Source organism: Deinococcus sp., from assembly GCF_025362455.1.
In the GTDB taxonomy this organism is placed as follows: domain Bacteria; phylum Deinococcota; class Deinococci; order Deinococcales; family Deinococcaceae; genus Deinococcus.
Genome location: NZ_JANYGJ010000020.1, coordinates 1 through 11,573, shown reverse-complemented (window position 1 = coordinate 11,573; position 11,573 = coordinate 1). Strand labels below are relative to the sequence as shown.

The 11,573-nt window shown below is 66.1% G+C and carries 13 protein-coding genes; 4 read left to right on the top strand and 9 right to left on the bottom strand.

The features are described from left to right. On the top strand, nucleotides 1-199 hold a 199-nt coding region (locus Q0R23_RS01420; protein ID WP_293909121.1), incomplete at its 5' end, for a DUF779 domain-containing protein. Nucleotides 200-447: 248 nt separating this feature from the next. Here the strand turns inward: Q0R23_RS01420 and Q0R23_RS01415 are convergent. Both Q0R23_RS01415 and Q0R23_RS01410 read right to left on the bottom strand, forming a co-directional pair. After that, entirely contained in the window at nucleotides 448-1,245 is a 798-nt protein-coding gene (locus Q0R23_RS01415) for a phosphotransferase (protein WP_293909583.1), read from the bottom strand. A gap of 201 nt (nucleotides 1,246-1,446) precedes the next feature. Beyond that, entirely contained in the window at nucleotides 1,447-2,490 is a 1,044-nt protein-coding gene (locus tag Q0R23_RS01410; protein WP_293909580.1) for an HD domain-containing phosphohydrolase, read from the bottom strand. Nucleotides 2,491-2,648: 158 nt separating this feature from the next. Here Q0R23_RS01410 and Q0R23_RS01405 point away from each other — a divergent pair, with 158 nt between their 5' ends. Both Q0R23_RS01405 and Q0R23_RS01400 read left to right on the top strand, forming a co-directional pair. After that, a complete protein-coding gene (locus Q0R23_RS01405) occupies nucleotides 2,649-3,722 on the top strand; it encodes a S1C family serine protease (RefSeq protein WP_293909577.1) in 1,074 nt (357 codons plus the stop codon). Between the two features lie 54 nt (nucleotides 3,723-3,776). Continuing rightward, on the top strand, nucleotides 3,777-4,502 hold the full coding sequence (locus tag Q0R23_RS01400) for a hypothetical protein (protein ID WP_293909574.1): 726 nt from the start codon (nucleotides 3,777-3,779) through the stop codon (nucleotides 4,500-4,502). A gap of 59 nt (nucleotides 4,503-4,561) precedes the next feature. Here Q0R23_RS01400 and Q0R23_RS01395 read toward each other — a convergent pair whose 3' ends face one another. The 4 genes from Q0R23_RS01395 to Q0R23_RS01380 form a co-directional block, all read right to left on the bottom strand. Further along, nucleotides 4,562-5,305, bottom strand: coding sequence for a chlorite dismutase family protein (locus Q0R23_RS01395; protein ID WP_293909585.1), 744 nt, complete (start codon nucleotides 5,303-5,305; stop codon nucleotides 4,562-4,564). A gap of 204 nt (nucleotides 5,306-5,509) precedes the next feature. Then, nucleotides 5,510-6,544 carry an aldo/keto reductase gene (locus tag Q0R23_RS01390; RefSeq protein WP_293909571.1) on the bottom strand — a complete coding sequence of 345 codons (1,035 nt, stop codon included), beginning with the start codon at nucleotides 6,542-6,544 and terminating at the stop codon, nucleotides 5,510-5,512. Nucleotides 6,545-6,617: 73 nt separating this feature from the next. Continuing rightward, entirely contained in the window at nucleotides 6,618-7,058 is a 441-nt protein-coding gene (locus Q0R23_RS01385; protein WP_293909568.1) for an ASCH domain-containing protein, read from the bottom strand. A 113-nt stretch (nucleotides 7,059-7,171) separates the two neighbouring features. Further along, nucleotides 7,172-8,524, bottom strand: coding sequence for an MFS transporter (locus Q0R23_RS01380; protein WP_293909565.1), 1,353 nt, complete (start codon nucleotides 8,522-8,524; stop codon nucleotides 7,172-7,174). Nucleotides 8,525-8,651: 127 nt separating this feature from the next. Between Q0R23_RS01380 and Q0R23_RS01375 the strand changes: the two genes are divergently transcribed. Further along, on the top strand, nucleotides 8,652-9,044 hold the full coding sequence (locus Q0R23_RS01375; RefSeq protein WP_293909562.1) for a YchJ family metal-binding protein: 393 nt from the start codon (nucleotides 8,652-8,654) through the stop codon (nucleotides 9,042-9,044). A 46-nt stretch (nucleotides 9,045-9,090) separates the two neighbouring features. Here Q0R23_RS01375 and Q0R23_RS01370 read toward each other — a convergent pair whose 3' ends face one another. The 3 genes from Q0R23_RS01370 to Q0R23_RS01360 all read right to left on the bottom strand — a co-directional run bounded on the left by Q0R23_RS01370 (nucleotide 9,091) and on the right by Q0R23_RS01360 (nucleotide 11,319). Further along, complete coding sequence (locus Q0R23_RS01370; RefSeq protein WP_293909559.1) at nucleotides 9,091-9,372, bottom strand: hypothetical protein; 282 nt, start codon at nucleotides 9,370-9,372, stop codon at nucleotides 9,091-9,093. A gap of 67 nt (nucleotides 9,373-9,439) precedes the next feature. Then, nucleotides 9,440-10,531 (bottom strand): enolase C-terminal domain-like protein, encoded by a 1,092-nt coding sequence (locus Q0R23_RS01365; protein WP_293909557.1) that lies wholly within the window; start codon nucleotides 10,529-10,531, stop codon nucleotides 9,440-9,442. Further along, nucleotides 10,528-11,319: an ATPase gene (locus Q0R23_RS01360; protein WP_293909554.1), complete on the bottom strand. Its 792-nt coding sequence runs from the start codon at nucleotides 11,317-11,319 to the stop codon at nucleotides 10,528-10,530. Before Q0R23_RS01360 ends, Q0R23_RS01365 begins: the two co-directional genes overlap by 4 nt. Nucleotides 11,320-11,573: the final 254 nt, after the last annotated feature.

Genomic DNA, 11,573 nt, shown 5'->3' with positions numbered 1-11,573 from the left:
CGCCAGCACACCGTTTTACATGTCAAAGAGTCAGTTCGAGTACTGGAAGCACACCCAGCTCACCGTGGACGTGGTGCCGGGCCGGGGCAGCGGCTTTTCCGTCGAGGCCCCCGAAGGTGTGCGCTTTCTGATCCGCTCACGCCTCTACCGCGACGACGAGCTGGACTCCCTGTCGCCCGTCCGGGCCGCGAACACCTGAAGCTGAGCGCGTCGTCCTCGGTGCCGACGCCTGGAAAGGGTGTCGGCATCAGGTTTTTGTCATCTGAACTCTTTGTCGTCTGAACTAGAGCAGATGTCATAAAAAGACCCTTTTTGTGACCGAGCGGAGCGAGTAGTTTTGACTGAGCAGGACGCAGAATGGAGGCGCGGGGAGGTTGTTTTCCCCGTGGCGTAATTCGGAGTACTGCTCCAAGGCCCAACGGCGTACCGCGCCGCGCCCCGCCTCCCCTACTCCTCCGGCAGATGCGAGAGCGCGTGCCGGGCGCGGCGCAGCTTGGTATTTTGCTGCATATCGAATTCATACGGCTCGTTCATCAGAAACCAGTACAGGTCGTGCAGGTAGCTGTGGGCCAGATACGCCCGGAAGCGGCGGCGCGAACTCAGGTCGCCCGGCACGATGTCCAGCGCAGCCTGGATGCTCTCGGCGCGGGGCAGCAGATCGAGGGTGCCGGTCTTGAGCAGCGCCAGGTCGCGCATCGGGTCGTCCCAGGCGGCCTTGGTCCAGTCGATGACCAGCACCTCACCCGACGTTTCATTCATCAGGATGTTGTCCTGCCACAGATCCAGGTGACAAAACGCCGCGCTCACCTCCAGCTCGCCGCGCGTCAGCGGCCCCTCGATGGCCCCGAACAGATCGTCGAGCGGGTACGGCGCCAGGGCGCTGCGAAAGCGCCCCAGGCGTTCGCGCAGCCGGGGCAGATCGACCGCGCCGCGCCGCTCACGGTGCAGCGCCTCCAGCACCGGGCGCAGTTTGTTCAGGGCGGGCAACACGTCGGCCTCCAGCAGCGGATGCCCGGCAAAGTAGCGCGTCACCAGGGCTTCCACGCCGTCGGCCTCGTGGACGCCCAGCACCCAGTCGCCCATTCCGGCGCGGCGCATGTTGTCCGCCTCGAGCCGGTGCTCGCCGAGGTTGTTGCGGTAGACCTTGACCACCAGGCCCCGCGCCACGTCGCTGTAGACCCGGCTCTGCATCCCCGAATCCAGCGGCTTCAGCGGGCCGTAGAGCCGCTCTAGAGTAGGAAACATGGTGGCCCGCTGCACGGCGCCTATCATAGCCTAGGTGGCCTGTGGGAAGGGCGAGAGACGAAGGGGACGACTGGGTATCTATGGGTATCTAATCGTCTGGGTATCTAGTCCTCCAAACAGCAAGCCAAAAGCAGGTGAGCCATCATCTGCCCACCCGCCCTTCTCTGTTCATCTGTTTCCACAAGCCACGCGCCACGCGCCCTATTGCAGACTCCGCTCCAGCATCCCCACCAGTCTGGGATCGAAGGCTTTGCCCGCCTGGCCGCGCAGGACGCTCAGCTCGCCGGTTCGCACGTAGCTGTTGGCGACGGCCAGAATGCGGGCGTACAGCGGAATATCCTCGCCGCTCAGCTTGTCGGGGGTGCCCTGGCCGTCCCAGCGCTCGTGGTGGTGGCGCACGGCGAGCTGGGCCTGGTTCAAGCTGGACAGGCCGTGCAGCAGATTGGCGCTGACCGGGGCGTGGCCCTCCTCGCCGTGGAGCTTGCCCACGTCGTGGACGGTGGCGGCAAACCAGACCTCATCGAGTTCGCGCTCGGCCAGGTTCATGGTGCGGCCAATCTTGAGGGCCACCTCGGCGACCTGCTGGGCGTGACCCACCGAATCGAAATCCAGGCTCTCGGTCAGCTCGGCCACCCCGGAGGCGATGGTGCGGGCCACGGCGCGAGCTTCCTCGCGGGCGTCCATCAGGCCCAGCAGGGGCGCGACCACCGAGAGCAGCTTCTGGGCGCTGTCCTGCTGCTCGGCACTAAATTCGCCGCCCTGGTAGCGGTCGAGCACCAGGGCACCCAGGCTGCGGCCCTTGTCGGCAATCGGCAGCACCATCGAGGCGCTGACGGCGTTCATGCCCGCCGCGTCGAACTGGGGGTGAAGCATCTCGTCGTTCAGGGCGTACAGTTCGCTGGCGCCGCTGGTGGTCAGGCGCGGGCGGGCCGCCGTCCAGGGTCCGGCCAGGCTCAGGCCCACCAGGCTGCGCGGGTAGAGCAGCACCGCCGCCACCCGGTCCTGGCCCCGGCGCAGCACGCCGTAGCCCTTGACATCGCCCAGGCGCATGGAGAGCTGCGAGAGGGCGTTTTCGAGCAGGCCCTCCGGGGTCGGGCGGGTCAGCAGCTCGGCGATCAGCTTGCCCGCTTCGGGTTCCGGATACACGTTGGCGAGGGCAGGCAGCGCCGCCGGGGCGAGTTCCACCGGAGCCGCCGGAGCAGGAGCCTGAATCGGGGGAACATGGGGGCGCGGGCGTCTGAACATGTCCCCAAGTATAAAAAGCCGCGTCGTGCAAAGTCATGACAATGGGTCTGCACCCTCACTGTCGGCCCTGATGCGCGGCGTGCCGAGTCGCACCGTGCCGGGCCGCACCGTGCCGGATGGCACCCTCATGCGGGCGGCGCGGCGCTACAGTCTGGGGTATGAAGCTCTCGCCCTGGCCTGCCGTGCTGCTCATCATCGCCTGCGCGGCGTATTTTCTGCCGCCGCGCACGGCCAGCTCGGAGCTGGGGCCAGCGTCGCCCGCAGCGGCCTTCGAAGATCCGCTACCCCGCGAAGCCCGGCGACTGTTCGCCGATTCGCGCCCGGCCACGGTGGAGATCGATCAGGTCAGTCCCGGTCAGAACGGCACGCTCCAGGGTGGGCTGGGCACCGGCTTCCTGATCTCCGGCAGCGGCCAGATCATGACGGCGTATCACGTCGTGGACGGCGCCGAGCTGATCCATGTCAAGACCCTGAACGGCCAGACCTACCTCGCCCGCGTCACGGCCTTCGACAACGCCGCCGACGTGGCGCTGCTGAAAATCGATCCGGGGGGTAGGCCGCTGCCGTTTCTGAAAATCGCCGGGCGCGAGGCCAAAGTCGGCGAGGGCGTGCTGGCCATCGGCAACAGCGGCGGGGACTTCTTGCAGGCCCGCACCGGCAGGCTGCTGCGCCTGGGCGCACGGGCGGGCCAGGCCAGCTTTCCGCAAAACACCCTGGAGATGAGCGCCCCGCTGGCGCCCGGCGACTCCGGCGGCCCGATTCTGAATGCCCAGGGCGAGGTCATGGGCGTGGTCAGTTACGTGCGGGTCAACGACCAGGGCCAGACCATCACCTCGTACGCCGTGCCGGTGACGGGCGGCAGCCCACTGGTGCAGGCGCTGGAAAGTGGCCGGAAGCGCGACGTGCCCGCCGTGGGCCTGCGCTTCGACGACACCCACGACGGCCTGACCACGCCTTCCGGTGGCCTGGTGGCCGAGGTGGCGAGCGGCAGCCCCGCCGCCAGAGCCGGGCTGCGCGGCAGCGTCTTTGACAGCAAGCGTAACCTGATCGGCTTCGGCGATATCATTACCGCCGTAGACGATGTGCGCACCCGCAACAGCAACGACGTGATCTTCGAAATTCGCCGCCGCGAAGTGGGCCAGACCGTCAGATTGAGCCTGAGCAACGGCAATGAAAGCCGCGAAGTGAGCATGAAGCTGGTGGCGAAAGGCGCGATTGATTATACCAAGTGAGCGAGTAGCCGGGTTAATGTAACTGTTCTCACCAACGCCGCTTACAATGGGTAGGTGACCGGACAAACAGTTGTGAAGTGGTGCCTGCTGGCTGGCCTGATGCCGTCTCTCATCGCCTGCGCCCCCAGCCTCTCCGGCGGCGCGTTCAGGGTGGCAACCACCGACGAGCACACGCTGAAGCTCAGTGGGGAAATCGTTCGGGACTCTTCAGCAGCCTTCGAGAAGGCCCTCAGCGAACGGCAGATCGACACGGTGAGGGTGGATTCCAACGGTGGTGATGCTGAGGCTGCAATCAAGATCGGCAACATGATGTTGGACCGTGGCCTGGCAGTAATTGTGGATGGACTTTGCGGCTCGTCGTGCGCCAACTATATATTGCCAGCCGCCAGCAAGGTCACGTATGGCCCCAAAGCCGCCGTCGTCTATCACGGCGACGTGCAGAGCAGTCAGGAATCCAACCGCGCCTGGATCGCCGCCCAGTCTAAAGAAGTACAGACAGGTTTTGATGAATACACGCTCCGGCTCACCGCACAGGAACAGGCTTTTTACCAGCGAATTCCAGACAAACGAGTTCACGCCCTCAACCTCTATGTCGCCTGCATAGGAAAATCAGAGCCGGATGTCAGGTTCTGGGTGGCTGACCCGGATAGCCTGGCCCGCTTCGGCCTGGAGCACCAGGGTTACTCATTGCCACTCGGTACTCAGTTCGTGCCTGGCATGTTTATCACCCGGCAGATCAGTGAGGCGACGCTGAGCGCCTGCCGGAATGCAGCCGGGTAGACGCCTGGAACAACAACAGGCGGAGGCGAGTCAGCAGCCTCCGCCACGTTTTTGAATTCTCAGCTCAAATCCCCCAATATCCCCGCCACGTCCTTCTTGATGCAGGTGAACATCGGCGTGTCGCTGAGCGTGTACATGCTCGCCTCGGTGTACCGGAGTCGCCCCACCAGATCGACGAACTCCTGCGGATACTCGCTGTCGAAGGCGACGATGAATTCCTGATCGTCGATGCCGTAGCTGTAGCTGGTGTTCAGGCGAATGCCCTTGAAGGGGCCGCTGGCATAGATGTGCTCGTCCATCATGCCCTGGCGCGAGTGCGGCGAGAGGTCGTACCAGGCCCGCGTTTTCACGAACGGATACACGAACAGGTAGCTGCCCTGCCCCGGCAGCAGCTCCAGCCCGTGCCCGCTGCCCTCGATGCGGTTGACGTACTGGCTGCGCTTTTGCATCGACACGTAATTGTGCGGCTGGCTCAGGTAGCCGCCCAGGCGGGTCCGGTTGATGCGGGCCTGCGCTTCCTGAAAGTCTGCCAGGTCAAAGGCGATGCGCCACAGCATGAAATCGGCCTCCGGACGGGTGCCCACCGTGCTGTAGGTGCGCTGAATCAGCCCCCTGGGTGCGGGCGCGTCGGTCCAGCCTTCGATGGCCCCCTGAAGTTCGGCCTTCATCTCGGCCTGCTGCTCACGGGGCAAGCGGCGAAACTCGCGGTCGAGCTTGTAGAAGGCGTAGTTCAGGTACTGCCGCTGGGCGCGGTCCGGTTCGCGCTGGGTGACCTGACCGCTGGGATCGAGGTCGACCATCATCTTGGGGCGAGCGGGGCGGGACGGAGCGTCTGGGGTGGGCGTTGGGTCTGACATGGATGAGCCTCTTGGAAGTAGGGAGTGGGTAGTGGGACAGATCAACGGATGAAGGTGGGGAGTGGTCCGGTCAGGCGCATGGAAGCAGGAGCTGGTGTGCAGGCCATGTCGCCGTTCCCACTCCCCACTGCCCACCACCCACTCCCCTCTCTACCTCACCACCTCACCGATCAGATTCGTGCTCAGCCCGAAGTTATCCGCGTACAGCGTCTGGATGGCGGCGTAGTCGCTGCTGCTCAGGGGCGCGGCGGCGAAGGCGGCGACGTATTCTTCGAGTCCGGCCTCGCTGTAGATGTTGGGCAGCACGCTGCTCATGGCGGGCGAGTGGAGGGCGAACTGGATGGCGAGCTGGCCGATAGTGCGGCCCTGAACGAAGTCTGAGCCCAACTGCTCGGCTTTTTTCAGGCCGTCTTCCATCCAGGCTTTGCGCTTCTCGTTGGTGGTCAGGCGCCAGTTGCGGTGGTCGCCCGGCTCGAAGGTGGTGTTCATGTCCATGTAGCCCTCCAGCAGCCCGGAAGCGTGCGGCACACGGGTGATGACGCCCACGCCCTCGGCTTCGGCCACCTTCAGAATCGGCTCGCCCAGCAGTTGTTCGAGCAAATTATAAATAATCTGGGTAGGGGCGCGGCGCTGTGTGACCGTGGCAATGCCCTCCTCGATCTGGCGCTCGTTGAGGGCCGGTCCCAGGGCGGTGCCGTAGGCGCGGATCAGGCCCTCTAATTTGAGCGCCTCCAGCTCGGCCCACAGGTCGTCGGCCAGGGCACTGCCCAGTTGAATGGCGTCCAGGCGCGGGTTGTGGAGCTGGTAGTAATCGAGGTAATCGGTGCCCAGGCGCCTGAGGCTGCCCTCCAGGGCCTTGCGCAGATAGGCAGGCGACCAGTCGTGAGGGCGCTCCTGCTGGCCGGGGCGTTCGGGGAAGGCATAGATGTCGTAGCCGAACTTGCTGGCAATCACGATCTTGCCCCGCACGTCGCCCAGCGCCCGGCGCTGCAATTCCTCGGCGCGGCCAGAGGCGTAGGTGTCGCCGTTGTCGAAGAAGGTGACGCCCAGCTCGTAGGCGCGGCGCAGCAGCTTTTCGCCGAGCTGTTCATCCTTGACGCCCCACCAGGTCGTGCCGACGGTCCAGACGCCAAAACCCAGGGCGCTGAGGGTCAGGTCGGTGCCGTGCAGTTTGCGGTATTCCATGAGCGCAGTCTAGGGCGCCCGGCACAGGACAATGCACCCCGAAGCGGGCGCTCAGGGTCAGCTCGGCTTGAAATCAGCCCGCGAACACCACCCGGAATCGCTCGCACTGCACCACCTGACCATCATTCCAGGCCGCGCCCTCCGGCAGATGGGAGAAGAAGTGGCGGTGTGCGTCGCGCCACCACTCAAGCGTCCGGTCTCCCTCGCCCTCGGCGTAAGCGAATTGGGCCTCGACCTCCAGAAATGGCACGGCCCGCAGCTCCAGCGTCTCTATGACGGCCAGCGGGGCGCCTTGTCCGTTCAGCATGACGCTGAAGCTGCCCTCTTGCAGCGCAAGATCAGCGGGCCAGCCGCAGGTCGCGGTCTTCTGGCCGCTCAGGACCAGGGCCGCCAGCTCGTCGGCCATCTGAGGCGAGTCACCGAAACCGAACGCCTCGACGATGGGGAGTTCCCGTCCCAGCGCGGCCTCAGCCCCCATCACGAATGCCTGAACCTCTGGACTGAATACCGTCATCTCAACCCCCCTGCCTGACAAAGCACCTGAGCACGCCCTGAACACGTACTTGACTTAGCGGGAATCAGCGAACTGGAGACGCCCCGACCAGACGACACGTTCGACCACAACCCTCAGGCGTCGCGGCGCAGCTTGCCGCACAGCAGCCAGGCCGCCGCGAACAGCAGGGCCGACAGCCCAAAGACCGCGCCGTAGCCTGCCCCGTCGGCAATGACGCCGCCGAGCACCGGGGCGAAGAGGGCCAGGCCCACCAGCGTGTTGAGCGTGCCGATGTAGCGGCTGCGGCTATGCGCCGGGGCGAGGTTGAGCAGGTGGTTGGTGTGGCCCAGGTTAAAACCCTGCGTGGCCACGCTGGAGGCCATGAAGACCGCCAGGTACAGCCAGCCGATGTGACTGGCCGGGCCACCTGCCCCACCCGACCCACCAGAGGCGAGCTGCCCCAGCCCCAGCGCGGTGATCGGCGCGGCGAAGGCCACCGCCGCCGAGTAGCGGATGATCCGGCGCGAGCCCTTGCGCTCGGCCACGCGGCGCCACAGCACGTTCGAGAGCGGCGCGGCCCCGGTGATGGTCATCAGAAATACGCCGAGCATGCTGCCGGGCACCTCCAGCACACGCAAGGCGTAGACCGTATAGAAGGGATCGGCCAGCGAGGCGAAGGCCAGCAGCAGCCGCACGCCCAGAAAGGCCCGGAAGTGGGCGTCGGCGCGCAGCAGTTGGGGAATGGCCCGCCACTCCTGGCGCAGATTGCTGGGCGGCTGCGGCGGGTCGGGCGGCTCGACCACCCTGCCGAACATGGCGTAGCCCCCGGTGTAAAAGGCGGTCGCCAGCGCGAAGATCAGGGCGTAGGTGTACGGGAAGGCCAGCCCAGACCCCAGAATCCACCGCACGATCAGGCCCGCCCCGAAGGCCAGCAGCCCGCCGTAAAGGTTGCGGACCCCGAAAAACGCCGAGCGCCGCTCTGAGGGAATAACCTTGCTGACCACCTCCAGAAACGGCAGCCCGGAGACGCCGGAGGCCAGCGCGTTGACGGTCATGGCCAGCGTGAACAGGCCCAGGCACAGCGCGGGCGTGTGCCACAAAAACGCCGTGATGAGCACCATCGCCAGGTAGGAGAGCGTGCGAAGGCCCGCCGCCGAGCGGTAGACCGGCAGCTTGTACGGCAGCGAGCGCACCTTTGCGGCCACCAGAATCTGCGGCAGCATCCAGCCGCCCTGGGCGATGGCAGGCAGCAGCCCGATGACGGTGTTGGAGGCGCCCAGCCGCGCCGCGAAGCCTGAGAGCACCACCGTCACGTTGAAAAAGCCGTCGCCTGTGGACACCAGGAGGCCGTTGAGCACGCCCCAGCGGTAATTCTGCGCGTCGGTCCGGACGCTGGGTTGAGAGACGCTGGGTTGAGAGCTGGGTTGGTCGGCTGCCGGGCCTGATCCAGACGTCGAATCTGGGCTAGACGTCGGCGGGGCGGGCATGCATTCCAGTATGCTCCCGTACACTTGCAGGCCCAGCTCATGAAGGCCCGCTCAAGCCAATAGATGGGAAGTGGTCTTGGTGTGTTCCCATAAGCCACAGGCCACACGCTTCCCTTAACATCAGCAGATGTCGGCACCCCACACACCCCAATCGTACCCGCCCAGACGGCCCTGCCCCTGCGGCTCGCGCCAGGCGTATGGCCAGTGCTGCGGCCCGCTGCTGAGCGGTGAGCGGTTTGCCCCCACGCCCGAAACCCTGATGCGCTCGCGCTACAGCGCCCACGTGCTTCGGGGCGCGGCTTACCTCCAGGTCACCTGGCACCCCAGCACCCGCCCGGACGATGCCGACTCGCTGCCTGACGCCGTGGAGTGGCTCGGCCTGAGCCTGCGCCGGGTGTCGGGTAATACCGTCAGCTTCACCGCCCGGTACCAGGCGCGTGGACGCCACGAGTTGCGCGAACGCAGCACCTTCGTGCAGGAGGGTGGCCGCTGGTTTTACCTGAGCGGTGTGGAAGGCTAGCGGTGTGGAAGGCTAGCGGCGTGGAAGGCTAGAGCAGCTCTGGCCCCTACTTCCTGCGCCGCCGCACCGGCACGACCAGCATCTCCCAGTGGTGCAGCAGCAGGCCGCCGAGCATCAGCATGAAGGCCAGCAGCAGGGTCAGCAGCGCCGCCGACTGCTGCTGCGAGTAGCCCCAGGCGCCCAGCACGAACATCAGGCAGAGGGTCAGCAGCAGCTTGGGGCGCTGCTCCTTGCGGTTGGCGTAGATCCAGAGTCCGGCGCCGATGCCGAACAGAAGTGGGAGGGCCAGGGCGCTGAGCATGTCGGAATTCATCAGGTCTTGCGGCATCTCTCATACCGTAACAGGCCCGCTCTGACAGGGTTGTGACCGCCAGAACCGCTGCGTCGCAGAGCACTCAAACCCGCGCCGCCAACAGCAACTCCTCGTCGATGCGGTGCCCGGCCAATGCGGCGACGTCCAGATACCCGTCCTTGAATTCAATGGGCGCGTTCAGCAGATCGGAGCGCAACTTCAGCACGAAGCTCAGCTCGCAGGGCTCGGTCACGCCCGCCTGGGTGCCGAGGAGGGCGGCGTGGAGGGTGCCCAGGCCGCTGCTGGCCTGCGAGCCGATCATCACGCCTTTGCCGCAGGCCTGGGCGCGGGCGAGCATCGCCAGACTGTCGGTAAAGCCGTTCCTGGCGGTCTTGATATTCAGGATGTCGAAGGTGCCGAACTCCAGCTCGCGTTCCAGATCGGCGGGCGTGAAACACGAGTCGTCGGCCACGATAGGCAGCCGCCCGCTGGCTCTCAGGGCCTGGCGCTCGCGCAGCAGCCGCACCGGCAGCGGCTCCTCGACGTACATCAGACCCGCGTCCCGCATGGCGTCCAGGGCGGCGGGGGCCAGATCCGGGGTCAGCGTCTCGTTGCTGTCGGCGTACAGGGCCACCTCGTCGCCGAACTCGGCGCTCAGGGCGGCGATGACCTCCAGGTCGCGGCGGTGGTCCCGGCCCACCTTGACCTTGAGCACCCGCACGCCGCTTTCCACCACGCGCCGCGCCTCGGCCAGCATGACGCCGGGCGCGGCGATACCCAGAATGAAGGAGGCCCGCACGCGGGTATTCGGCCCCAGTAGCACGCCGAACAGGCTCTGGCCGCGAGCTTGCAGCCGGGCGTCCCACAGCGCCATGTCCAGCGCCCCGCGAGCGGTGAGGTTGTGCGCCACGCTGCCCCGCACGGCCTCCAGCGCGGCTGTGTCCTCGATGTCCAGCCCTACAAATTGGCGCTCCAGGTGCGCCAGGATGCCCTGGATGCTGGCCACCGTCTCGCCGTAGATGGTGGGGCGCGGCGGCGCCTCGGCCTGGCCCAGCGTGCCGTCTTCGAGGTGGACGCGCACCAGCACGTGCTCGGCGGCGCTCAGACGGCTGTGCGCCCCCCAGGCCAGCTCACCGTGCAGCGGCAGTCGGTAGGGCACGGCCTCCAGGCGGGCGATCTTAGTTCCGGAGGTCACAGCCAGTCACGCAGCCAATCACGCAGCCGCTTGGCCACCTGCTGCGGGTCCAGCGCGGCGGTGTCGAGGTCGAGCACGCGCCGGGCGTCCAGACCAGCCAGATACGCGCCCGCCGCCGCCGGGTCGTAGTGGCGCCGCTCGCTGAGCACGATACGGGTCTTGGCCACAATCTCCGCCGGGGTGTGGCCCTCCCCCACCAGTCCGGCCAGCTCAAGGCGCTGCGGCGGGCTGAACACCGCCTCGATGCCGTCCAGGGCGGCCAGTTCGGCGTACAGATCGGTGGTCTGGAACCGTGCATTCCCAGACACACCGTCGAAACTGTCGGCGCGGCCCAGCAATCGGCGAACGCGTGTCAAATCGGGCGCGTGCAGGTTCACGAAACGCCAGGTGGGAAACTGCTCGGCGGCGTAGCGCACCTCAGCCAGCCCGCGCAGGCCGTCGAAGACCAGCGAGGCGACAGTATCCAGCGCCCACAGCTCACCCAGCGCCTGCGCCATGCCGCCGGGATGCGCCTGGCGGTAGCGGGCGCTCAGGGCGAAGCGCTCCTGGCGGTCGGTGACGGCTCGCCCGGCCAGCGGCAGGATCATCACCGCGTCGGTCAGGTCGCGCCGGTCTGGCAACACCCGCCAGTGCGGCTGCTCCAGCGCGTTCAGGGCGGTGCTTTTACCGACCCCGGTCACGCCCACCAGCACGATCAGGGGCAGGTCGCCGAGCCGGGCGCCGCCGCCGGGCGCCTCTACGAACAGGCCGCTGTCAGCCAGAGAAAACGTCATGGAGCGCAGTGTCATGGAGCGCAGTCTAGGGAAAAAACGGCGGCGGCGCTCCTAGGTATCTCCTTGTCAAGCTTTAGGTTTACCGAGCGGGAGGAGTGGCGTGCCCAGGCGCGTTCTTGTCCAGAACATGAAAATAGTCACTTAATGAAAACTAATGGCGATTAAATAAATTTAATGCATGATAAGACTTTCAATGGAGGCATTGCCAAACTAGCGATTTGTTAATTGCTACCGTTTTTTCGCCCTGGTTGGTAAGCGTTTAAAATAAG

Excerpts from the sequence above, each read along its gene's own strand:
- Q0R23_RS01415 (WP_293909583.1), bottom strand. The coding sequence starts at position 1,245 with ATGTTTCCTACTCTAGAGCGGCTCTACGGCCCGCTGAAGCCGCTGGAT.
- Q0R23_RS01385 (WP_293909568.1), bottom strand. The coding sequence starts at position 7,058 with ATGACGGTATTCAGTCCAGAGGTTCAGGCATTCGTGATGGGGGCTGAG.
- Q0R23_RS01390 (WP_293909571.1), bottom strand. The coding sequence starts at position 6,544 with ATGGAATACCGCAAACTGCACGGCACCGACCTGACCCTCAGCGCCCTG.
- Q0R23_RS01375 (WP_293909562.1), top strand. The coding sequence starts at position 8,652 with ATGTCGGCACCCCACACACCCCAATCGTACCCGCCCAGACGGCCCTGC.
- Q0R23_RS01380 (WP_293909565.1), bottom strand. The coding sequence starts at position 8,524 with ATGCCCGCCCCGCCGACGTCTAGCCCAGATTCGACGTCTGGATCAGGC.
- Q0R23_RS01410 (WP_293909580.1), bottom strand. The coding sequence starts at position 2,490 with ATGTTCAGACGCCCGCGCCCCCATGTTCCCCCGATTCAGGCTCCTGCT.
- Q0R23_RS01395 (WP_293909585.1), bottom strand. The coding sequence starts at position 5,305 with ATGATGGTCGACCTCGATCCCAGCGGTCAGGTCACCCAGCGCGAACCG.
- Q0R23_RS01370 (WP_293909559.1), bottom strand. The coding sequence starts at position 9,372 with ATGCCGCAAGACCTGATGAATTCCGACATGCTCAGCGCCCTGGCCCTC.
- Q0R23_RS01360 (WP_293909554.1), bottom strand. The coding sequence starts at position 11,319 with ATGACACTGCGCTCCATGACGTTTTCTCTGGCTGACAGCGGCCTGTTC.
- Q0R23_RS01405 (WP_293909577.1), top strand. The coding sequence starts at position 2,649 with ATGAAGCTCTCGCCCTGGCCTGCCGTGCTGCTCATCATCGCCTGCGCG.